The following is a 24,347-nucleotide window of genomic DNA, read 5'->3' as shown; positions in this document are numbered from 1 at the left end:
AGACATTTTGTGAGCGAACTCATTCGCGTACCTGACATCGGCAGCGGTGAAGGTGAAGTAATTGAACTGTTTGTGAAGGTCGGCGACCGTATCGAAGCCGACCAGAGCATCCTGACCCTGGAATCGGACAAGGCCAGCATGGAAGTGCCGGCCCCGAAAGCCGGCGTCATCAAAAGCCTGAAAGTGAAGCTGGGCGACCGCCTGAAAGAAGGCGACGAACTGCTTGAGCTGGAAGTCGAGGGCGCCGCGCAAGCGGCCCCTGCGCCTGCCGCTGCACCGGCAGCAAAAGCTGAAGCCAAACCGGCTGCGGCGCCTGCTGCCGCGCCTGCCGCTGCCCCTGCTGCCGCTTCGGTTCAGCAAGTGCACGTGCCGGACATCGGTTCGTCGGGCAAGGCCCAGATCATCGAGATCCAGGTCAAGGTCGGCGACAAGGTCGAGGCTGATCAATCGCTGATCACTCTGGAATCCGACAAGGCGAGCATGGAAATCCCGTCGCCTGCCGCTGGCGTGGTCAAGGCCATCAGCGTCAAGCTCAACGACGAAGTCGGCACCGGCGACCTGATCCTGGATCTGGAAGTGGCGGGTGCTGCGGCCCCTGCTGCTGCCGCTCCAGCCCAGGCTGCTGCACCGGCCGCTGCGGCTGCACCTGCTCCTGCAGCAGCCCCGGCTGCTCCAGTGGCCGACAGCGTTCAGGACATCCACGTTCCGGACATCGGCTCGGCTGGCAAAGCGAAGATCATCGAAGTGTTGGTCAAGGCTGGCGACAGCGTTGAAGCCGACCAGTCGCTGATCACCCTGGAATCCGACAAGGCGAGCATGGAAATCCCGTCGCCCGCTGCCGGCGTGGTGGAAAGCGTTTCGATCAAGCTGGACGACGAAGTCGGTACCGGCGACCTGATCCTCAAGCTGAAAGTCAAAGGCGCAGCGCCTGCTGCTGCCCCGGCTCCAGCTGCCGCTGCCGCTGCTGCTCCAAGTGCTCCAGCCGCTGCCGCTCCGGCTGCCGCTGCGCCTGCACCTGCTGCTGCGCCAGCCGCCGCACCGGCCAAGCCGGGTGCGAAAGTTCACGCCGGTCCTGCAGTGCGTCAACTGGCTCGCGAGTTCGGCGTGGAGCTGAACGCTGTCGGCGCCAGCGGCCCGCACGGTCGTATCTTGAAAGAAGACGTGCAGACTTACGTCAAAGCGATGATGCAGAAGGCCAAGGAAGCACCGGCCGCTGCTGCCGGCGCAACCGGTGGCGCGGGCATCCCGCCGATTCCGGTCGTCGACTTCAGCCGTTTCGGCGAAATCGAAGAAGTGCCGATGACTCGCCTGATGCAAATCGGCGCGTCGAGCCTGCACCGCAGCTGGCTGAATATCCCGCACGTGACTCAGTTCGATTCGGCTGATATCACCGAGCTGGAAGCGTTCCGCGTGGCCCAGAAAGCCGTTGCAGAGAAGGCCGGCGTCAAGCTGACAATCCTGCCACTGCTGCTCAAGTCGTGCGCGCACATGCTCAAGGAGCTGCCGGACTTCAACAGTTCGCTGGCGCCAAGCGGTAAAGCGATTATCCGCAAGAAGTACGTCAACATCGGCTTCGCCGTCGACACTCCGGATGGCCTGCTGGTACCGGTCATCAAGAACGTTGACCAGAAGAGCCTGTTGCAACTGGCAGCCGAAGCCGCTGCGCTGGCTGCCAAAGCCCGCGACAAGAAGCTCACCGCTGACGACATGCAGGGCGCCTGCTTCACCATTTCCAGCCTCGGCCACATTGGCGGCACCGGCTTCACGCCGATCGTCAACGCGCCGGAAGTGGCGATCCTCGGTGTCTCCAAGGCAACCATCCAGCCAGTCTGGGACGGCAAAGCCTTCCAGCCGAAACTGATGCTGCCGCTGTCGTTGTCCTACGATCACCGTGTGATCAACGGCGCCGCTGCCGCACGCTTCACCCAGCGTCTGGGCAGCCTGCTGGCGGACATCCGCACCATCCTGCTGTAATCCCAGGCGGCCCTCCGGCAACGGAGGGCCGCTTGTGTTTCACGTTTTCGAGCGCCACACGCTCGTACCTCAACCCCGTCAGTTTGACGGGGCTTTTTTTGCCTGAAGAAATACCAGCGCATCTTCCTACATGTTCGGCTTATTTAAGCCACGAGCACAGTCCACTTCGCCTCGATATTTTTGCTCGACGGCCAACTAACCTTTGTCCCTCTAGTTAAATAACAAAAACCCTGCGTTATTTATCAACAACAAACTTACTCGAACGGATTCGAATATGTTAAAGCCAACAATTGGCCCGATCATCGGCCACGTGACAACTCATCATGCGCGGATATTCATGCGCGCAGACCGCCAGGACAATGCACCGGTATTTGCCGGCATTCGCTACCGGATGGCAGACACACAACAGTGGTCAACGGGTAATTTCGCTGAACTCGATAGTTTGCGCGACATGACGGCGGTGTTCGTACTCAACAACTTGAGCAGCGACACCGAATATGAATACCAGGCCGGCTGGTTCAGCCCGATGAATCCGGTACACACCGTGGACAGTGTGGCCGAACTACCGCTGCAGTGGCCCCGGGAAATCTATCGCCTGCGTACCCGTTCCAGCCAGGCCCTGCAGCCACGGGCTTACATCGTCGGCTCCTGCCGCTATTTGCGCATGAGCGCAGGCATCCCCTCGCTGCCCCACCTCGGCGACCGGATCTTCGCTTCCATCAACCAGTTGATCGAAGGTGCGCAACCGCCGATCAGTGCCACGTTGATGACGGGTGATCAGATTTACGTCGACGACCTTAATCTGTTCGCACCTGATCGTGAATACGAAGAGATCCTCAGCAAATACCGCGCGGCGTTCTCCCAACCCAACATTCAGCGCCTGATGGCCGGCACCTCGACTTACATGATCCTTGATGATCACGAAATCGAAGACAACTGGCCGGCGAATGCCGGAAAGTCTGATCACGCGTTATATCGCAATGCCATGGCGGCCTATGAGATCTATCAAGTAAGCCACAGCCCTGCGCATGAGCTGACAACTAACGAAGAAGTCAATCGGGAAAAACTCGAGCACTACTGGTATCAATTCAGTGACGGTGACATTGAATGGTTCGTGACCGACAGTCGCACCCGACGCAACCTGTCGGCCGATGATCGCCGCATCCTCGACGAGGCGCAGGAACAGGCGCTCCTTCAGTGGCTGATCAACAGCCCGGCGCGGGTCAAGTTCGTCGTCACCAGCGTGATGATCTACCCGGATCGCAAGCTGCACGGCGACGACGCCTGGAAAGCCTTCCCGGAGCAACGCCTGCGCCTGCTGGAAACCATTCGCACCCAGCGGATCAGGAACGTGGTGTTTGTCTCGGGCGACGTGCACGGCTCATTGACCTCGCGCCTGAGCCACAGCGAAGACCCCGACTTCGAAGTCCACACCATCGTTTCCTCGCCTTTTCATAACAGCAAGCTGTTGCCCTACGCCAGGGCCTCGACGTTCATCCTCGATCAACCGCTGGCGCGCACCGCAGCAGGCGACTATCACCACGAGTTGACCAGCGCAGTGGTCAGTGAAGACAACTTCGCGCACATGGTGGTTGAGGCTGATCAGATTTTGATCAATTACCACGATCGGGATGGAAAGAAGCTGCAATCGATCAGTATGAAATTACGCTGAAACCTAAAAAAATTGCAGCCTTCGGCAGGTCCTGCACGGGTGTGCGCCCCCTGTAGAAGCTGCAGCAGGCTGCGATCTTTTGCTCTTTTACGAGAGGCGCTGGAGAAATGCCTTGCGCGGCCGACATATTCTTATAGCACTTGGCCTTCATCTCTCTTGTCAGTCGGTGCCGCAATGATGCAACCTTGCCGCAGGCAACAGTAAAGAGGGCGAGAGCCCGGCGCGTTCAGCATATTTCCAAGCGAGTTCCTTCATGAAGAGCCAACCCGATGCCGCCAGCCGTATGGCGGCCGAGGTAGTGACGCAGTTGCCTGTGCCCTCGCGGCTCGGCATGCTGCGTTTCGAGCGCTTGAATGAAGCCAGCTGGGCGATGCTGTTTCTCGACCCCAACTGCGAGCGTCAGTTCGGCCAACCGGCGGTCGAACTCTGTGCGCTGGTCGGCTCGCCCTACGCCAGCCTGATGGAGCCTGAAGCGCGCTATCAACTGCACGACACCATCCAGCAGCAACTCGGCGTCAGCCCGCATTATCTGGTGCGCTACACCCTGCACACCGCCGCCGGCGCCTTGAGCATCCTCGAACTCGGCGAAGCCTACAAACAGCACAATCGCCACCTGTTGCGCGGCTATTTGCTGGCCGTTGATAACGTGTTCGCTGAAGCGCCCACGCTGCCGTCCGTCGACCTCGAAACCCAGAACTCCCGCCTGCAGATCGCCCTGGAACTCAACCAGCGTGCCCAGCAGGAACAACTGCAACATCTGGATCGGGTGCGCGCCCAGCAGGATCTGATCCTGTTGCTGGCCCGCCAGCGCTACAGCAGCCACAATTCGCTGCAGGAAGCCGCCGAGCTGATCACCCGCTGCGCCTGTGACATCTATGAAATCGACTGCGCCAGCCTGTGGAACCTCGAAGGTAATCTGCTGGTGCCGATTTCGGCGTATCACCGCGCGACTCAGGAATACATCCTGCCGGAGGTGATCGACATCAGCGGTTTCCCCGACTACATGGACGCCCTGCACGGCAGTCGCGCCATCGACGCGCACAACGCCATGCGCGACCCGCGCACCCGCGAGATGGCCGAAGCCCTGCGCCCGCGCGACGTCAACGCAATGCTCGACGCCAGTATCCGCGTCGATGGCCAAGTGGTCGGCGTGCTCTGCCTGGAACAGACCGGCGTCACCCGCGCCTGGCAGTCCGACGAAATCGCCTTTGCCGGTGAGCTGGCAGACCAGTTCGCCCAGGTCATCAACAACCACAACCGTCGCACCGCCACCAGCGCCCTGCACCTGTTCCAGCGCGCGGTCGAGCAAAGCGCCAACGCCTTTTTGCTGGTCAATTGCGACGGCGTGGTCGAGTACGTCAACCCGAGCTTCACCGCGATCACCCAGTACTCCACCGAGGAAGTCCACGGCCAGCGCCTGTCGGAGCTTCCGGCCCTGGAAAACCTCAGTGAACTGCTGTTCGACGCGCCCTCGGCGCTGGCCAAGAGCAACAGCTGGCAGGGCGAATTCAAGAGCCGGCGCAAGAACCTCGAACCGTACTGGGGTCAGTTGTCGATCTCCAAGGTGTATGGCGACAACCGCGAGCTGACGCACTACATCGGCATCTACGAAGACATTACCCAGACCAAACTCGCGCAACAGCGCATCGAGCGTCTGGCGTACACCGACAACCTGACCAACCTCGGTAACCGGCCTGCATTTATCCGCAATCTGGACGAACGCTTCGCCCGGGATAGCGATACCCCGATCAGCCTGTTGCTGGTGGACATCGACAACTTCAAACGAATCAACGACAGCCTCGGTCACCAGACCGGCGACAAACTGCTGATCAGCCTCGCCCGGCGCCTGCGCAACAGCCTGAGCCCGAGCGGCAGCCTGGCGCGGTTTGCCAGTAACGAGTTCGCCGTGCTGCTCGACGACACCGATCTCGAAGCCGGGCAGCAGATCGCCAGCCAACTGCTGATGACCCTCGACAAACCGATGTTCGTCGACAACCAACTGATCAGCGTCACCGGCTCGGTCGGCCTGGCCTGTGCGCCGCTGCACGGGCGCGATCCGCAGACCCTGATGCGCAACGCAGGCCTGGCCTTGCACAAGGCCAAGGCCAACGGCAAACACCAGGTGCAAGTCTTCACCGAGGCGCTGAACGCCGAGGCCAGCTACAAGCTGTTCGTCGAGAACAACCTGCGCCGCGCCCTGACCCAGAACGAGCTGGACGTGTTCTATCAGCCCAAGCTGTGCCTGCGCAGCGGTCGCCTGCTGGGCATGGAGGCACTGCTGCGCTGGAACCACCCGGAGCGTGGCATGATCCGTCCGGACCAGTTTATCAGCGTCGCCGAAGAGACCGGCCTGATCATTCCGATCGGCAAGTGGATCGCCCGTCAGGCCTGCCGCATGAGCAAAGCGCTGACCGCTGCCGGCATGGGCAATCTGCAAGTGGCGATCAACCTGTCGCCCAAGCAATTCTCCGACCCGGACCTGGTCGCCTCGATCGCCAACATCCTCAAGGAAGAAGCGCTGCCGGCCAATCTGCTGGAGCTGGAACTGACCGAAGGTTTGCTGCTGGAAGCCACCGAAGACACGCACCTGCAGCTCGACCAGCTCAAGCGCCTGGGCCTGACCCTGGCCATGGACGACTTCGGCACCGGTTATTCGTCGCTGAGTTATTTGAAGAAATTCCCGATCGACATCATCAAGATCGATCGCAGCTTCATCCACGAAATCCCGGACAACCAGGACGACATGGAAATTACCTCGGCGGTGATCGCCATGGCGCACAACCTCAAGCTCAAAGTCGTGGCCGAAGGCATCGAAACCGCCGAACAGCTGGCATTCCTGCGTCGCCACCGCTGCGATGTCGGCCAGGGCTACCTGTTCGACCGCCCGATACCCGGCGCCGAGCTGATCCAGGCGCTCAAGCGCTACCCACGCGGCCCGCTCTGCCTCTAAACAACACAGATCCCTTGTAGGAGTGAGCCTGCTCGCGATAGTGGTAGGTCAATCAACTTATTCGTTACTGAAATACCGCTATCGCGAGCAGGCTCACTCCTACAATGGGTGCGAGTACCCGCACATTTTGGGTAGTGATTAACTGGGCATCATTGGGCACACTGGCGGTCTGATTTTTTACATCCCATCCTGACTGAGAGGAACGATCATGGTTCTGCGCTCGGAAATTCTGGTGAACAAAAACGTGCTACCGACCAAAGACCAAGCTCTGCCCGGACGCGAAACCGCGATGACCCTGCCTGAAAAGCACTTCGTCTTCGAAGAAACCCCGCTGCTCGGCCCATTCTTCCAGGACGTCGACTTCGCGATCTTCGGTCTGGGTTGCTTCTGGGGTGCCGAACGCCGCTTCTGGCAGCGTGAAGGCGTGGTCAGCACCGTGGTCGGCTACGCCGGTGGCTACACGCCGAACCCGACTTATGAAGAAGTCTGCTCGGGCCTGACCGGCCACGCCGAAGTGGTGCTGGTGGTGTATGACAAGGCCAAAGTCAGCTACGAAGAGCTGCTGGCGATGTTCTGGGAACTGCACAACCCGACGCAGGGCATGCGCCAGGGCAACGACATCGGCACCCAGTACCGCTCGGTGATCTACGCGACCTCGCCAGAGCAACTGGATGCGGCGCTCAAGAGCAAAGCGGTGTATCAGGCTGAACTGTCGAAGGCCGGTCTGGGCGAAATCAGCACTGACATCGAACAGGCGCCGACCGTGTACTTCGCCGAGGCGTATCACCAGCAATACCTGGCGAAGAATCCCGAAGGCTACTGCGGGATCGGCGGCACCGGCGTGTGCATGCCACCGAGTCTGGCGGGCAACTAAAGTCTGGAAGCTTCGCGAGCAAGCCCGCTGCCACATTTGAAATGCGTTCCAAATGTGGCAGCGGGCTTGCTCGCGAAGGCGTCCGATCAGACACCATCAAAGCAACTGATCAACTCTCGGCAATCAACCAGTCCATCTGCCACCCACCCTGGGTCTGCCCAAGTTTCCTGGACAGCCACGGCAGCAGCTCACGCAATTCTTCCTCCAGCCCCCACGGCGGATTGGCAATCGCCATGCCCGAACCGTTCAGGCTGTTCGGCGTATCCAGCGGATGCACCAACAGCTCCACGCGCAGCAGTTTCGGCGCACCAGTACCGGCCAGGTCCTGATAGAAACGACGCAGCGCACGCTGGTCCTTCACCGGGTACCAGATTGCCGCCACGGTCTGGCGCATCCGGCCAATCGCCTCTTTCAACGACGCCGCGCAACGTTGCATTTCATCGAGCTGTTCGAACGGCGGATCAATCAACATCACCGCACGCTTCTCCTGCACCGGCAACATCGCCCGCGCCACATGCCAGCCCTCGCCCAGATGCACCTTCACCCGACGATCGCCGGCCATGTTGTCCTTGAGCAGCACGCCGTCTTCCGGGTGCTTCTCGTTGAGCATCACCCGGTCCTGCGGCCGGGTCAGACGCCGCGCCAACTCCGGCGAACCCGGGTAATAGCGCAACTGGCCATCCGGGTTCATCTCGTGCAGCACTTTCATGTAGTCGGCGGTCAGCGCCGGCAGATCCGGCTGATCCCACAAGCGCGCGATGCCTTCCAGGTACTCGCCGGTACGGTTGGCCTGATCACCCTGCAGGTCATACAGACCGATGCCGGCGTGGCTGTCGAGATAGGCAAACGGCTGCTCCTTGCGCGACATCAGGGCGATGAGACGGGTCAAAGTCAGGTGTTTGAACACATCGGCGTGATTGCCGGCATGGAAGGCGTGACGATAATTCATGGCTGCTCCTGCGAGGGCCGTGAAGTTTACCTTTTACCGGGCGGCAAGTCAGGGGTTGGCGGCCGAGTGGGCCTCTCACATCTCAAGAACCCGCCACAGTTTGAAACTCACCAACATTCAGTTCGGCATTGAGCCCAATCGTTTCCCGATCACATCCAGCAAATCACACCCATCACGCAAGGGAATGGCGCAGAGTTTGGCGAAGTCGCTGAGGATGATGGAGTCGCACTCGATCGAGCCGCGCATGCACAGGTTTTCCAGCACCTGGACGACGGTGCGGATGCGGTAGTTGGCGGCGTCCATCAGCTATCCCTGCAACCCATCGCCTACCAGTTCATGAAAACCGCCGCGACTCGAAGGAAACGTCCGGGGCCTTCGCCCGGAAACCTCACTCCGACTCTGTCAGCAAATACTCCAACAACGCCGACTGTGACGATTCTTCCGACGTTGCGACCTGAAAAAACTGCCTGACCTTGCAGCGTAGAACCGGCTCGGGGAAGTCCTCGAAGAGCATCGGATGCTCCTCGCTCAGCCACTGCACAGCATTGCCGACGCGAACGTCGTCACCCGCCGCAGCCAAGACCGACTCCGGTACTGTCCACCAAGGAAACACCCGCTCCGAAGCCTGCGCCCTGCCCCCGACAGCCACGGCCTGACCATTGATCAAACCGCGCGATATCACCGGCATCAGTTGCGCCGAATCCACTGCGTCCGAATGCAGGATCGGCAACAGAAACCGCCCATCCCAAAAACGGAAAAACACCGCTTTGCCGTCCGGCATCAACACCTGGGTCAAACTGCGCAAATGCTCAACCACCACTTCAAGGCTCGCCGAAGAAACCGCTAGCCAGCCCCAATCAAGAGACTCGGTAGTCGCCACCCAATCGAGAAACTCACTGTCTGCCGGGACAATTCCCACGAAAGGCATCACAGCATCCCACTCGGCGTAAATCGTATCCGCCCAAATCGGACTTGGCGCTTGGGCGGTAGTTGACCCGCTCCAGATCTTGAATGGCTCGCCATCGCTGGTGCTGCTGAGAACTGCAAACAGTTGTTCATCGGCCATTAGCGGCTGACGCTGTAACCAATGTTGGGGAATTAGTTTTTTCATTCAACGACCTATTCAGCTCTCGACAATATCGAGAATGCTGTTATCTACAAAAACAAATGGCTGAATTACAAACCAGCGTAAAGAGACAACCTGAATGACAAAAACAGATTGATCACCGAAAAATGGTTAACTCAGCCAACCATTAACCTTCCCCAACACCACACCGATTATTGCAAGGGTGCTTAACACCAACATCATCCAATTGGAAAATAAAATTATCCGCCGCAAGCCTACTGGCAAGGCTTCGTAATCCTTGGCGTCCAGCTCTCCATTTCGTATGGATTTACGCGAGAAGATCATGAGCGTGCCCACACTACTAATAAATAGAAATCGGCCAATCGGCTCCCACCCCAAGGTGCGTTTTCTAGAAATAACAGCCGGTGAATTGCTCAAACACTTAAAGATATCCCGCGCAAAAAAATAAGCGACAAACAGCAAAATCAATGACGACAGAAAAATAAGTGCAATCAATACCAAACCACTTAACAGGAACAGCATTTCAATATCCGATCTCATTTCTGGATCTCATAGACAACATCTGCCCCTTGCTCGCCCCACTCCCCGAAAGTATTGCCCAGCACAGCGGTACCCAAACCAGTCAACACAAGACCGCAGGCGATTCCGCCTGCCCCCAAAGTGCTAAGCCCGATAGCGGCGCACACCGGACCCGCAATTGCCGCCCCTGCGGCTCCGCCCATGACAATTCCACTAAATTTCCCACTTTCGGTGAACCGCACTCTCCTGCAAGCCTCTTCAGTACCCTCTCGACAGGTCTCCTTGACCTTAATTCCCGATGCTGTGGCCTGTAGCCCAACTCCGATCCAGCCCCCCACTTTTATTACCTTGCTCGCCTTACTTACCCCCTCAATATGCGTCGCATACCCCGGAATTCCGGCTGAAGTACCCACCTTGCTCCAGTGATGGACAAGGCTGCGGCTGGAAATGCCCAGTGCTTTCCTAAGGTTCGGGTGATCGGGCAAACCAACCATTTTTCGCATTAAGGGACTGAGGCTGTTATCCAGTTGCGTCATCAACTGTTTTCGCTTTTCAAAGAAATCAACACCTTTAAGCTTGCCGTGCTTATCGAAGGTTTCCTTATGCAGTGATTCCCACTCACTCAACGTGCCGGCGAGATTTTTTAAATGATTACTGAACATCGCCGCCCCAATCCCCACGCTTGTCGAACCCTGCGATAAAAACGATTCAATCTCCCCATGATGCCGAGCCATAAACTCCGCCTCCGCATCACTCATCGGCGCCAACGCCGCATCAACTTTCTGCGCCGCCTCCATCAGCAACGCCTATTCCCGAGTGCATTGCGTATTACGTGGATCGCTGAGGACGATCAGTTGCCCAGGTTTGGCGTATTGACTGAGTGCGGATTGAGGCTGCGAAATTTCTCCAGCACGGCCGGATCTGGCTGCGGGAACAGTGTGGATTCCAGCGCAGACCGCGACATTCCCTGTTCAACAATATGAAAGCCCGGCTCAGCGCCCGAAAGCGCCGGCCGGGCTGAGGACTTTGGGGGTTGCGACAACGTGTCGGGCGCCGGGCAGAGGCCATTCTTGCAGCGCTCGCACTCTTCGCAGAACGGTGCATCGCTATTCAGGCTCATGATCTGTGCCGGCGTGAGGATGGCGGAGGGCGCTGCCGCCAGTTTCTCCGGCAATCCCGGCACAATCGGTGCCGCACTCATCGCCGCCATCGGCGCACCACCGACCTGAATCGGCACGCTGCTGAAGATCCCGCCGGGGCCGATGTTGATCCACTGCCCACCCGCCTGAATCGTCGCGCTCGCACCGCCATCGATGACCACTTGTTGCCCGGCGCTGACGTGGAACTGTCCGCTGGCGCTGGTTGCCTGATTGCTCACCCGAATGTGCCGATCGCCAACAACCGTCAAATGGTCGTCCCTCTTCACTTCGGCCTGGCGCTGGCCGTGGGTGATGCGCTGTTCGTCCGCCTTCAGCTCATGCTTTGCGGTGCCGGTGACGACGATGCTGCGCTGATTGTCGACCTGCACCTGTTGGTCGTGTAGTACATGCTGGGTCCAGTTGCGCTGGGCGCGCAGGTAGATTTCCTCGGCACCTTTTTTGTCCTCGATACGCAGTTCGTTGTAACCGCCGCCACCGGGGCTGCTCTGGCTGCGGAAGATGCTGCGGGTCTGGTCGGCCGGCAAATCCAGCGGCACTGGCGTCGCGGCGTTCGGCAAACAACCCATGACCAAGGGTTTGTCGGCATCGGCGTCGATGAACCCGACCAGCACCTCCATGCCGACCCGTGGGATCAGCACGCTGCCGTAATGGTCATGCGCCCACCCCGTAGCGACACGCAGCCAGCAACTGGAGTGCTCGTTGAGTTCGCCGTCACGATCCCAGGCCAGTTGCACCTTGACCCGGCCGTACTCGTCGCAGTGGATTTCCGTGTCTTTCGGCCCAGTGACCACCGCTGGTTGATAGCCGAGCATCCGTGGTTTTTCCGGGCCAAGGGCCGGGCGGAAGAACACATCCCACGGCGTGGCGAGAAAGGTATTACGGTAGCCCTGGAATGTTTCCCCATCACTGGTCACCGATTCCTCCAGCACTTGCGGCTGTCGCCCACAGTGCTCGATGGCGGTGAGCAGCCACAGATCATTCCAGTCCTGGCGCGGGTGCTCGGTCAGTTGCAGGAAATATCCACACACCAGCGAGGATTCATCGCTGATGCCTTCGGCCTGACGGTAGTCGGCGACATGTCGCTCAAGCGCACGTTGTGCCAGGTCCTTGCCAGTTTCACGATCGTTGAATTGACCGGGGAAGTGATAGTCCTCCAGCACTGGGCGCTGCTCGCTTTCACTACGGCTTTGCAGTTGCACGCGCGGCTTTTCAAAGTTGTAGTCACGCAGGGTAACCACGCTGGTACGGGTCTCCACGCGCACGTTGAAACGCTGGATCGCCGGCGCGCCTGCCGCCATGCCGCTGCCCGGCAGGTACAACGTCGGCGTTGCCAGACGCGGGAACACCGTTTGATCGTCGCCGAACACCAATACGTGGCCTTCGGGACTGTGCTGAAAGTGGTAATGAATGCCGACCTCGGCACACAGGCGCTGGATGAACGCCAGATCGCTCTCGGCGTACTGCACGCAATATTCACGCACCGGGTAGTCGCTGCCGAGGCGGAACTCGAACGCATCGCGCAGGATCGCGTGATCCTTGAGGATCCGCGCAACGATCTGCGGCACCGTTTGATGCTGGAAGATCCGCTGATTGATGCGGTGCCCGAGGTACGTCAGACGCGGGACCAGGCTCAAGTGATAGCGAGTCAGACGTTTCCCGGAGTCGCCCTGCCCGACCTGATAAATCTGACCGTGAACACCGGAACCGTCCGCGTCAAAACTCAGAAACGCCTGACGGTGCAGCAGGCTTTCGAGGTCCAGATCGGGCCGTTCACTGACCAGTTCCAGTTCGAAACGATAGGGTTGGCTGATGGCTTCCTTGCCCGTGAACTCAAGGACCTTGAGGTCAAGTTGGGCGCCTTCGAGGGTCAACGTGAAACGCGGTTGATTGGCAGGCGCGAACATCCGATGTGTCTCTGCAGAATGAGGGCGGGCGATTCTGCATGAGGGACAAGGAGGGTTGGGTGAGTGACGGGAAAATCAGATTTTCCCTACTTTTTCTGTCGAAAAAGCCTTCGAATATCGGCGCATCCAACTACAGACACAGCCCTCAAAACCACCACCACTTGTAGGAGTGAGCCTGCTCGCGATAGCGGCATATCTGTTAAAAGAATGCTGACTGGTACTCCGCTATCGCGAGCAGGCTCACTCCTACAGGGGTTTGTGGTGAATCAGAGAAATCACAGGCACAAAAAAACGGCCCGCCTCCTTTCGGAGACGGGCCGTTTTTTGTGAGCCGAAGCTCAATGCATCACTTGTTCAGGTGGAAATCTTTTTCCGCCGCTTCGAAGCGCTGCACCATGCCAGTGGTTGGCGAGCCGAACTTGCTGACGATGTAGATCGCCAGGCTGGCGAAGATGAAGCCCGGGATGATTTCGTACAGACCCATCACTTCCCAATGTTTCCACGCCACAACGGTGATCGCACCGACAAGGATACCGGCCAGTGCGCCATCGCGAGTCATGCCTTTCCAGACGACCGAGATCAGCACCACCGGACCGAACGCAGCACCGAAACCGGCCCACGCGTAGCTGACCAGACCCAGCACATGGTTTTTCGGGTTGGCTGCCAGTGCGATGGCGATCAGCGCGACCACCAACACCATGGCGCGACCGATCCAGACCAGTTCTTTCTGAGAAGCTGTCTTGCGGATGAACGCTTTGTAGAAGTCTTCAGTCAGGGCGCTCGAGCACACCAGCAACTGGCAGCTCAGGGTGCTCATCACTGCAGCCAGAATGGCCGACAGCAGAACACCGGCAATCCATGGGTTGAACAGCAGTTTGGCCAGTTCGATGAAGACGCGCTCGTGGTTTTCAGTCACCGGACCTGCAACTTCCGGGTGTGCCGAGAAGTAGGCAATACCGAAGAAGCCCACAGCCACGGTGCCGCCCAGGCACAGGATCATCCAGGTCATGGAGATGCGACGGGCATTGGCAATCGACTTCACCGAGTCAGCCGCCATGAAACGCGCCAGGATGTGCGGTTGACCGAAGTAGCCCAAGCCCCAGCCCATCAGCGAAATGACGCCAATGAAAGTGGTGCCCTTGAGCATGTCAAAGTTGCTTGGGTCCTGTGCTTCGATCGCCAGGAACGTGGTGTCGACGCCGCCAGTGGCCAACAGGACGATGATCGGCGTAAGGATCAGCGCGAAAATCATCAGGGTGGCTTGTACGGTGTCGGTCCAGCTCACTGCGAGGAAACCGCCGACGAAGGTGTAGGCAATCGTCGCCGCAGCACCGGCCCACAGCGCCGTCTCGTAGGACATGCCGAAGGTGCTTTCGAACAGACGGGCACCGGCCACGATCCCAGATGCGCAATAAACGGTGAAAAACACCAGAATCACGATCGCCGAAATGATGCGCAGCAGGCCGCTTTTGTCTTCGAAACGGCTGGAAAAGTAATCCGGCAGCGTCAGGGCGTCACCGTTGTGCTCGGTCTGCACGCGCAGACGACCGGCGACGAACAGCCAGTTCAGGTAGGCACCGACGATCAGGCCGATGGCGATCCAGCTTTCGGACAGGCCGGACATGTAGATGGCACCCGGCAGGCCCATCAGCAACCAGCCGCTCATGTCGGAAGCACCGGCAGACAGAGCCGTCACGACGCTGCCGAGGCTGCGGCCGCCAAGAATGTAGTCGGAGAGGTTGTTGGTGGAGCGATAGGCCATGAAGCCGATCAGCACCATTGCTGCGATGTAGATCACGAACGTGATCAGTGTTGGATTGCTTACGCTCATTAAGTTACGCCCTGGCTTTGTTTTTATGTAGCAGCGGTGATGAATCGCACACAAACGACGACGTTTGGCAGACGAATCGGGATCCCGCGCATTTAGGACTGATGTTTCCCCAGGAAAGCCACCAGCCGATGCATCGGGTATTCCCGGTTGCACCTTGGGCGCGAATGCTATGCAACAAAGTAAAATAGGTGCAACCAGTTTCTCGAGAATAAGTTGCACCTAGTCGGATATACCCACAAATAAGCGTTTTTTGCTCCCTTTTAACGCAGTCAGAACGCTTTGCTAGAAGCAAACGCACCAAGCAAGTGCTGCACTCGAGTACCAGAAAATAATTCCTGATGAGGCGTTTATTTTTCCGACAAAAAAGGGTTGCACCCGGTTGCACCTCTTTCGGCGCACGGCTAATCTTGCCGCCAGCTGATGCCACGCAACTGTGGCAACCATGAGGATAAAAATATGGCTACCACCACCCTTGGGGTCAAACTCGATGACCCGACCCGCGAGCGCCTGAAGGCTGCCGCGACCTCGATTGATCGCACACCGCACTGGCTGATCAAGCAGGCAATTTTCAATTACCTGGAAAAACTCGAGGGTGGTGCAACCCTGACCGAGCTGAACGGTTTGACCGCCAAGGACAGCGATGACGCCGGCGAAGTCCACACCGATCACGCCCATCAGTGTTTCCTCGAATTCGCTGAAAGCATCCTGCCGCAATCGGTGCTGCGTGCTTCGATCACTGCCGCTTACCGCCGCCCTGAGCCGGAAGTGGTGCCGATGCTGATCGAACAGGCGCGCCTGCCGGCACCGATGGCCGAAGCCACCAACAAACTCGCCGCGACCATCGCGGAAAAACTGCGTAACCAGAAAAGTGCCGGCGGTCGTGCAGGCATTGTTCAGGGTCTGCTGCAGGAATTCTCCCTGTCGTCTCAGGAAGGCGTAGCCCTGATGTGCCTGGCCGAAGCGCTGCTGCGTATCCCGGACAAAGGCACTCGTGATGCGCTGATCCGCGACAAGATCAGCACCGGCAACTGGCACCCGCATTTGGGCAACAGCCCTTCGCTGTTCGTCAACGCGGCCACTTGGGGCCTGCTGCTGACCGGCAAACTGGTGTCGACCCACAACGAAGCCGGCCTGACGTCGTCGCTGAGCCGCATCATCGGCAAGAGCGGCGAGCCGATGATCCGCAAGGGTGTCGACATGGCCATGCGCCTGATGGGCGAGCAGTTCGTCACCGGCGAAACCATCGCCGAAGCGCTGGCCAACGCGAGCAAGTTCGAAGCCAAGGGCTTCCGCTATTCCTACGACATGCTCGGTGAAGCGGCACTGACCGAGCACGACGCGCAGAAGTACCTGGCGTCGTACGAACAAGCCATCCACTCGATCGGCAAAGCCTCCCACGGCCGTGGGATTTATGAAGGCCCGGGCATTTCCATCAAGCTGTCGGCACTGCACCCGCGTTACAGCCGTGCGCAGTACGAGCGGGTGATGGACGAGCTGTACCCGCGCCTGCTGTCGCTGACCCTGCTGGCCAAGCAATACGACATCGGCCTGAACATCGACGCCGAAGAAGCCGACCGTCTCGAACTGTCGCTGGATCTGCTCGAGCGCCTGTGCTTCGAGCCGCAACTGACCGGCTGGAACGGCATCGGTTTCGTGATCCAGGCTTACCAGAAGCGTTGCCCGTACGTGATCGACTACGTGATCGACCTGGCTCGTCGCAGCCGTCATCGCCTGATGATCCGCCTGGTAAAAGGCGCGTACTGGGACAGCGAAATCAAACGCGCCCAGGTCGAAGGCCTGGAAGGCTATCCGGTCTACACCCGCAAGGTGTACACCGACGTTTCCTACATCGCTTGCGCGCGCAAACTGCTGTCGGTGCCGGAAGTCATCTACCCGCAGTTCGCCACGCATAACGCCCACACCCTGTCGGCGATTTACCACATTGCCGGTCAGAACTATTACCCGGGGCAGTACGAATTCCAGTGCCTGCACGGCATGGGCGAACCGCTCTACGAGCAGGTTGTCGGCAAAGTTTCCGAAGGCAAGCTGAACCGTCCGTGCCGTGTGTACGCACCGGTCGGCACCCACGAAACCCTGCTGGCGTACCTCGTGCGTCGTCTGCTGGAAAACGGCGCGAACACCTCGTTCGTCAACCGCATCGCCGACCAGTCGATTTCGATCCAGGAGCTGGTGGCCGATCCGGTGGCTCAGATCGAGCAGATGGCGACCGTGGAAGGTGGTTTCGGCCTGCCGCACCCACGCATTCCGTTGCCGCGTGACCTGTACGGTTCCGAGCGCGCCAACTCCTCGGGCATCGACATGGCCAACGAACACCGTCTGGCCTCGCTGTCCTGCGCCCTGCTCGCCACCGCGCACAACAACTGGAAAGCCGCACCGATGCTCGGTTGCGCCTCCAGCAACGAAGCCCCGGCCCCGGTGCTGAACCCGGCCGATCACCGCGATGTGGTCGGTCACGTGCAGGAAGCCACCGTCGCAGACGTCGACAACGCGATCCAGTGCGCCCTGAACGCCGCGCCGATCTGGCAGGCTACCCCGCCCGCCGAGCGCGCCGCGATTCTGGAACGCGCCGCGGACTTGATGGAAGGCGAGATCCAGCCGCTGATGGGCCTGCTGGCCCGTGAAGCCGGCAAGACCTTCGCCAACGCCATCGCCGAAGTCCGTGAAGCGGTCGACTTCCTGCGTTACTACGCGGTGCAGGCGCGCAACGATTTCAGCAACGACGCCCACCGCCCACTGGGCCCGGTGGTGTGCATCAGCCCGTGGAACTTCCCGCTGGCCATCTTCAGCGGCCAGGTCGCTGCCGCACTGGCTGCCGGTAACCCGGTACTGGCCAAACCGGCTGAGCAAACGCCGCTGGTTGCCGCGCAAGCCGTGCGCCTGCTGCTTGAAGCAGGTATTCCGGAAGGCGTACTGCAACTGCTGCCGGGTCGCGGTGAAACCGTCGGTGCCGGTCTGGTCGGTGATGAGCGCGTCAAAGGCGTGATGTTCACCGGTTCCACCGAAGTCGCGCGTCTGTTGCAGCGCAACATCGCTGGCCGTCTCGACAGCCAGGGCCGTCCGATTCCGCTGATCGCCGAAACCGGTGGCCAGAACGCGATGATCGTCGATTCTTCGGCCCTGACCGAACAAGTCGTGATCGACGTGGTGTCCTCGGCGTTCGACAGCGCCGGTCAGCGTTGCTCGGCTCTGCGTGTGCTGTGCCTGCAGGAAGATTCTGCTGATCGCGTCATCGAAATGCTCAAAGGTGCCATGGCTGAAAGCCGTCTCGGCAATCCTGAGCGCCTGTCCGTGGACATCGGCCCGGTGATCGACGCCGAAGCCAAGGCTGGCATCGACAAGCACATCCAGGGCATGCGCGATAAAGGTCGCAACGTGTACCAGGTGGCGATCGCCGACACTGAAGAAGTCAAACGCGGCACCTTCGTCATGCCGACCCTGATCGAACTGGAAAGCTTTGACGAGCTGCAGCGCGAGATTTTCGGCCCAGTGCTGCACGTGGTTCGTTACAAGCGCAAAGAGATCGATCAACTGATCGCTCAGATCAACGCTTCCGGCTACGGCCTGACCCTCGGCGTGCACACCCGGATCGACGAAACCATCGCCAAGGTGATCGACAACGTCAACGCCGGTAACGTCTACGTCAACCGCAACATCGTCGGTGCCGTGGTCGGCGTGCAGCCATTCGGCGGCGAAGGCCTGTCGGGTACTGGCCCGAAAGCCGGTGGCCCGCTGTACCTGTACCGCCTGCTGTCGACCCGTCCGGCCGATGCGATCGAACAATCCTTCGCTCGCGGTGATGCTGTCGTCGCCCCGGACGTGCGTCTGCGTGATGCCATGAGCAAACCGCTGAACGCCTTCAAAGCCTGGGCCGAGAGCAACAAATACGCCGATCTGAGCGCCCTGTGCGTGCAGTACGCCGCCCAGTCGCAAAGCGGTATCACCCGCGTGCTGGCCGGCCCGACCGGCGAGAAGAACAGCTACGCGATCCTGCCGCGCGAGCACGTGCTTTGCCTGGCGGACGTCGAAGGCGATCTGCTGACCCAACTGGCGGCGGTATTGGCTGTCGGCGGTTCGGCAGTGTGGCCGGAGTCCGACATCAGCAAGGCGTTGTTCGCACGACTGCCGAAGGACGTTCAGGCGCGGATCAAGCTGATCGCCGACTGGAACAAGGACGAAGTGGTGTTCGATGCAGTCCTGCACCACGGTCATTCCGATCAGCTGCGCGGCGTCTGCCAGCAGATCGCCAAGCGTGGCGGTGCAATCGTTGGCGTTCAGGGCTTGTCCCAGGGCGAAACCAACATTGCGCTGGAGCGTCTGGTGATCGAGCGGGCGTTGAGCGTTAACACGGCTGCGGCGGGTGGTAACGCCAGCCTGATGACCATCGGTTAATACCGATAATCGGGCCGCCGCAATGGCCGCCCGGTACGCAATACCCCTGTGGGAGCGGGCTTGCTCGCGAACGCGGTCGATCAGTCGACATCAATGTTGCCTGACACACCGCATTCGCGAGCAAGCCCGCTCCCACATTTGATTAGTGGCACCCCCGCCTCTCCATCACTCCCATCAATCATCCTGTTCAGCCTTTATTCGCACGCCTAGACTCGGCCCAACCCCAAATTTCAGGTAGGCCGCCATGTCCGAGACGCTGCTCAGTTCCCGCAATCTGGCTTTCGAGCTGTATGAAGTCCTCGATGCCGAAGGCCTGACCCGGCGTGAGCGCTTTTGCGAGCACAATCGCGAAACCTTCGACGCCGCCATCGGCACCGCGCGCAGCATCGCCGAGAAATACTTCGCGCCGCACAATCGCAAGGGCGACGAGAACGAGCCGCGCTACGAGAACGGCCAGGCGGTTCTGATTCCGGAAGTGAAGCCGGCCGTGGATGCTTTCCTCGAAGCCGGCTTCCTCAACGCCGCGAGAAGTTTCGAGGCTGGTGGCATGCAATTGCCGACGCTGCTGTCGCAAGCGTGCTTTGCGCACTTTCAATCGGCGAACGCGGCAACCACTTCGTACCCGTTCCTGACCATGGGCGCGGCCAACCTGATCGAAAGCTTCGGCACTGACGAGCAGAAACAGCGCTTCCTGCAGCCGATGATCGACGGCCGTTTCTTCGGCACCATGGCCCTGACCGAACCGCATGCCGGCTCTTCGCTGTCGGATATCAGGACTCGCGCGGAACCTGCGTCCGACGGCACTTATCGGCTCAAGGGCAACAAGATCTTCATTTCTGGCGGCGATCACCCGCTGTCGGAAAACATCGTGCACATGGTGCTGGCCAAGCTGCCCGACGCACCACCGGGGGTGAAGGGCATTTCGCTGTTCATCGTGCCGAAATTCCTGGTCAACGATGACGGCAGCCTCGGCGCGCGCAACGATGTGCTGCTGGCCGGGCTGTTCCACAAGATGGGCTGGCGCGGTACCACGTCCACCGCACTGAACTTCGGCGATAACGGCGAGTGTGTCGGCTATCTGGTGGGCAAGCCGCATCATGGGCTGAGCTACATGTTCCAGATGATGAACGAAGCGCGGATCGGCGTCGGTATGGGCGCGGTGATGCTCGGTTATGCCGGGTATCTGTATTCGCTGGAGTACGCTCGCGAACGTCCGCAAGGTCGTGTGCCGGACAGCAAGGACCCGAGCACAGCGCCGGTGGCGATCATTCAGCACGCGGATGTCAGACGCATGCTGCTGACGCAAAAATCCTACGTCGAAGGGGCGTTTGACCTCGGTCTGTACGCGGCGCGGCTGTTCGATGACACCACCACGCTGGCAACCGAAGCCGAGCGCAAACAGGCCCACGAGTTGCTGGATCTGCTGACGCCGATCGTCAAATCGTGGCCATCGGAGTTCTGCCTGAAGGCCAACGAACTGGCGATCCAGATTCTCGGCGGTCACGGCTACACCCGCGAATACCCGGTGGAGCAGTATTACCGTGACAACCGCCTGAATCCGATCCACGAAGGCACCCACGGCATTCAGTCGCTGGACTTGCTCGGACGCAAACTGGCGCAGAACGGCGGCGCGGGGCTCAAGCAACTGATCCGCCTGATCGCCAACACCGCCGAGCGCGCGACCGCGCACGAATCACTCACCGAGTTGCGTGAGCCGCTGGAGAAACTGGTGGCGCGTCTGCAAGTCGTGACCATTGGGCTGTTGACTGATCTGGCGCAGGGCAAGGTCAACAGCAGCCTGGCGAATTCGGCGCTGTACCTGAAGGTGTTCGGGCACACGGTGATTGGCTGGCGCTGGCTGGAGCAGGCGATTCGCGCCGAAGAAGGATTAGCCAATGGCAATGCGGCGGATGCCGACTTCTATAAGGGCAAGTTGCAGGCGGCGCGGTATTTCCTGACGTGGGAAGTGCCGGCTTGTCACCATGAACTGGCGTTGCTGGAGGCGCGGGATGATACGTGCCTGGCGATGCAGGATGCGTGGTTCTGATCAAGCCGTTGAGTTACCCACTCACACTTAAAACATTTGCGCACCTGTCAGGCTTTACAGGTGTGCAAATCAGGATCTGGCGATAGGCTGTTTTCGCCTGACATGTAGTTTGCCCGGCAAGTATGGAATTGAAGTACACCTTCCACTCCGAGAGGCAGACACATCATGAGCAGCAAAACGCTCGAAGAACGATCCATCAAGCTTCCGGGGATTGTGACCGAGGACTACTGCATTCTCGCTTCCACCTCAGCCACGTCTCTGCGCAACGGTACGGTCTGGACGAATAAGGATTCAACCGTATCCACTGTCATCAGCAAAAATCATCAACGATTATCGGATGAACAGAGCCTGATCAGTATCGTAATGGCTCCAGGCGATAACGAGCTTGGTACTACAACTACCGCAACGGCAATGTTTGAAGTGACTTCTGTGGGCGATCACTATTTATCGACACATCGCGTCACCTTCAAGGACTTCACCCACACGCAAGACAATCAATGGAATGCTACGGTGTACGGCACGCCACTGCTTAATGACACGTCAGAATCGTTAATCGACCCCTATGTCATGCTCAGCGAATATCAGTTTTTCATGGCGGCCAGAGTCAATGACAACGTGAAAGATGAGGGCAGCCAGGAGCGCGTCAGCAAAAAAACCTACACAAAGTTAGCCAACAATCTTTACATCAATGAAATTGTGACCCCTTATAAGACCTATCCCAACTCCCAGTCTTTCAACAACGACGACATGTTCAGAACATTGGCGTCAGACGATCTCTACGTTGATGAGTCAGCAGAGTGGTTGGTCAAGGAGAAACTGGTTTACTACTTGCTTACCTTGGGCGGAATCGACTTTTACGGTAGAGAACTCCGCCTGATAAAAGCTGCGCGATAATTCGCCCGACGCGCCTCAGCCGGCGCGTCGAACCGAAAAAAAACGCTATCAATTTAATCGAAACCCACCCATCTGCCGCGCCAGATCATCCGCCAGTCTCTGCAACATCTGGCAGTCTTCGCGACAAGCCCTGACCTCCCCCGCCGTCGCCCGCGCCAGGTCGGAAATCCCCTGCACATTGCGGTTGATCTCTTCAGTCACCGCCGACTGCTCTTCCGTCGCCGTCGCCACCTGATGATTCATGTCGCTGATGCGCTCGACCTGCCCGGTAATGGCCGTCAATGAAGCGCCAGTACGCTGGCTCGACTCAACCCCGGTCCCCGTCGCGGCCTGACCGGTACGCATCGACGACACGGCGTTTTCTGCGCCCTGCTTGAGGCTGCCGATCATCTGCTGAATCTCGTCGGTGGACGCTTGGGTCCTGCGCGCCAAGGTGCGCACTTCATCGGCCACCACAGCGAACCCGCGCCCCATGTCCCCGGCCCGCGCCGCTTCGATGGCGGCGTTGAGTGCCAGCAGGTTGGTCTGCTCGGACACCCCGCGAATCACCGCCAGCACCGAGTCGATTGATGCCACCTGATGCGCCAACTCACCGACCGCGCCAGCCGCCACGCCAATCTCATCGGACATGCTTTCGATATGACGGATCGAGCCACCGACCACTTCCCGCGCCTGCAGCGCTTCGTCCCGTGCGGTTTGTGAGGCAAGTGCGGCGTTGCCGGCGTTCTGTGCGATCTCCTGCACGGTCAGGCCCATTTCATGCACCGCCGTGGCGACCATATCGGTCATTTCCTGCTGACGGCCGGAACGCTCGGCGGTGTTTTCCACCACTCTGGCCACTTGGCCGACAGCGGTGCGCAGACGTTCGCTGGTGGTCAGCACCTCACCGATCATCCCGCGCTGGCTGTCGAGGAATCGGTTAAAGCCCCGGGCCAGATCGCCCAGCTCATCGGCGCGGCTGGAATCTAACCGATGGGTCAAATCTCCACCGCCGCTACCGATTGCTACCAGCGCGGCTGTTACCTGACGAATCGGCCGCACCAAACCTTGCGCCAGCCACACCACCAAGGCGAGGCACACCAGCGCCACCGCCAGACCGATGCCACCACTCATCCACATCGCTTTGCGGGCTTCGGCATAGATCTGCGACTGCGGCACTTCGGCCACCAGGGTCCAGCCAAGATCGCGCAACGGCAGGCTGAAGACGAGGAAGTCTTCGCCGTCCCTTTGGAAGCTGCTGTTCACGGCAACTTTTTGACCCAAGACGTTTTGCGCAGCGCTGGCGCCGATCTGCTCGCTCAAGGTGCGCTTGCCGCTGTATTGCGCTTCAGGATGAACCTGGATCAAACCGTCAGAACGCACGAGATAGACCTTGCCGCGCTCACCGAAGCTGAAGTTGTGGATCAGCTCCGACAGCTCTTTCATGCTCAGGCCAAGCCCTGCCACGCCGACCACTTTGCCCGCCTGCTCGACCTTCAGATCGATGAACAGCGCCAATTCTCCGGTAGCACCGTCGTTGTCGATATTCAGGGTGCGGGGCTGGTTGCTGTCGAGGAAGGAATAGAACCAGGCATCGGCCGGCTTGGCGCGGCTGAGAGTGCGGTCCAGGCCTTTTTCGGTGACGTAGTGATTGGATTCGGCGCCGATGATCAATGCGGTGAAGGCTTTATGTTCGGCGCGGATACCTTCCAGATACTGCGCGAAGGCCGCCGTTTTTCCGCTGTCTTCACCCGAGGCCAGCCAGTCGCGCACCATCGTGTTGCTGGCGATGTCCTTGGCGGCGGTCAGTGGCTGAACGAGGATGCGTTCGATGTCATTGCGCGTCGCTTCGATGCTCGACGGCAGCGCTTGTTCGACCAGATAGCTCTGGGCGAGGCGGTTGACCACCAGGGTATAAATGCCAACCACGATCAGGATGCTGAACAGCAGGGCGGTGCCCATGCTGAGAATCAGCTGCCATTGAATACTGCGTCGCCACAACTGCATGGAGCACCCCCAAAGAATAAGTGGCCGAAACAATGCAACAGCCGTGCCGATTGTATACAACTCAATCGACAATCTATTCTTTGGTTGTGC

General features: G+C 59.5%; 13 protein-coding genes and 2 pseudogenes. 7 read left to right on the top strand and 8 right to left on the bottom strand.

The window, feature by feature from the left end; genetic code table 11:
- The first annotated feature begins 9 nt into the window (after nt 1-9).
- From aceF to msrA, 4 genes are all read left to right on the top strand, one after another.
- Nucleotides 10-1,974 (top strand): dihydrolipoyllysine-residue acetyltransferase, encoded by a 1,965-nt coding sequence (aceF, locus tag AC0J41_RS00530; RefSeq protein ID WP_473014279.1) that lies wholly within the window; start codon nt 10-12, stop codon nt 1,972-1,974.
- A 274-nt stretch (nt 1,975-2,248) separates the two neighbouring features.
- The gene (locus tag AC0J41_RS00525) at nt 2,249-3,646 is read left to right on the top strand and encodes an alkaline phosphatase D family protein (RefSeq protein ID WP_473014278.1); all 1,398 of its coding nucleotides are present in this window, start codon (nt 2,249-2,251) and stop codon (nt 3,644-3,646) included.
- Nucleotides 3,647-3,899: 253 nt separating this feature from the next.
- Nucleotides 3,900-6,596, top strand: a complete 2,697-nt coding sequence (locus AC0J41_RS00520) for a putative bifunctional diguanylate cyclase/phosphodiesterase (protein ID WP_025110216.1) — start codon at nt 3,900-3,902, stop codon at nt 6,594-6,596.
- A gap of 208 nt (nt 6,597-6,804) precedes the next feature.
- Entirely contained in the window at nt 6,805-7,470 is a 666-nt protein-coding gene (gene msrA, locus AC0J41_RS00515) for a peptide-methionine (S)-S-oxide reductase MsrA (RefSeq protein WP_025110217.1), read from the top strand.
- Nucleotides 7,471-7,579: 109 nt separating this feature from the next.
- On the opposite strand, the gene AC0J41_RS00510 is transcribed toward msrA, so the two are convergent.
- The 7 genes and pseudogenes from AC0J41_RS00510 to putP form a co-directional block, all read right to left on the bottom strand.
- Nucleotides 7,580-8,419 carry a 23S rRNA (adenine(2030)-N(6))-methyltransferase RlmJ gene (locus AC0J41_RS00510; protein WP_473014277.1) on the bottom strand — a complete coding sequence of 280 codons (840 nt, stop codon included), beginning with the start codon at nt 8,417-8,419 and terminating at the stop codon, nt 7,580-7,582.
- Nucleotides 8,420-8,536: 117 nt separating this feature from the next.
- Nucleotides 8,537-8,725 (bottom strand): annotated as a pseudogene (locus tag AC0J41_RS00505) (hypothetical protein); the annotation flags it as partial.
- A gap of 82 nt (nt 8,726-8,807) precedes the next feature.
- A complete protein-coding gene (locus AC0J41_RS00500; protein WP_473014276.1) occupies nt 8,808-9,530 on the bottom strand; it encodes a DUF4123 domain-containing protein in 723 nt (240 codons plus the stop codon).
- Between the two features lie 126 nt (nt 9,531-9,656).
- Nucleotides 9,657-10,028, bottom strand: coding sequence for a hypothetical protein (locus AC0J41_RS00495; RefSeq protein WP_157836070.1), 372 nt, complete (start codon nt 10,026-10,028; stop codon nt 9,657-9,659).
- Nucleotides 10,029-10,042: 14 nt separating this feature from the next.
- Entirely contained in the window at nt 10,043-10,828 is a 786-nt protein-coding gene (locus AC0J41_RS00490) for a hypothetical protein (RefSeq protein ID WP_473014275.1), read from the bottom strand.
- Nucleotides 10,829-11,076: 248 nt separating this feature from the next.
- A pseudogene (locus AC0J41_RS00485) lies at nt 11,077-13,089 on the bottom strand (type VI secretion system Vgr family protein); the annotation flags it as partial.
- Nucleotides 13,090-13,435: 346 nt separating this feature from the next.
- Nucleotides 13,436-14,920, bottom strand: coding sequence for a sodium/proline symporter PutP (gene putP, locus AC0J41_RS00480; protein WP_473014274.1), 1,485 nt, complete (start codon nt 14,918-14,920; stop codon nt 13,436-13,438).
- Between the two features lie 456 nt (nt 14,921-15,376).
- Here putP and putA point away from each other — a divergent pair, with 456 nt between their 5' ends.
- From putA to AC0J41_RS00465, 3 genes are all read left to right on the top strand, one after another.
- Nucleotides 15,377-19,330 (top strand): trifunctional transcriptional regulator/proline dehydrogenase/L-glutamate gamma-semialdehyde dehydrogenase, encoded by a 3,954-nt coding sequence (gene putA / locus AC0J41_RS00475; RefSeq protein WP_025110224.1) that lies wholly within the window; start codon nt 15,377-15,379, stop codon nt 19,328-19,330.
- Nucleotides 19,331-19,574: 244 nt separating this feature from the next.
- Nucleotides 19,575-21,377, top strand: coding sequence for an acyl-CoA dehydrogenase (locus AC0J41_RS00470; protein WP_473014273.1), 1,803 nt, complete (start codon nt 19,575-19,577; stop codon nt 21,375-21,377).
- 165 nt (nt 21,378-21,542) lie between these two features.
- On the top strand, nt 21,543-22,271 hold the full coding sequence (locus AC0J41_RS00465) for a hypothetical protein (RefSeq protein ID WP_473014272.1): 729 nt from the start codon (nt 21,543-21,545) through the stop codon (nt 22,269-22,271).
- Between the two features lie 48 nt (nt 22,272-22,319).
- Here the strand turns inward: AC0J41_RS00465 and AC0J41_RS00460 are convergent, their stop codons facing one another.
- Nucleotides 22,320-24,257, bottom strand: coding sequence for a methyl-accepting chemotaxis protein (locus AC0J41_RS00460; protein WP_473014271.1), 1,938 nt, complete (start codon nt 24,255-24,257; stop codon nt 22,320-22,322).
- Nucleotides 24,258-24,347 lie beyond the last annotated feature (90 nt).

Source organism: Pseudomonas sp. Arb-4-2C (assembly GCF_055755015.1).
Note: the sequence above shows the minus strand (reverse complement) of the source record. Positions and strands in the feature narration are given on the sequence as shown.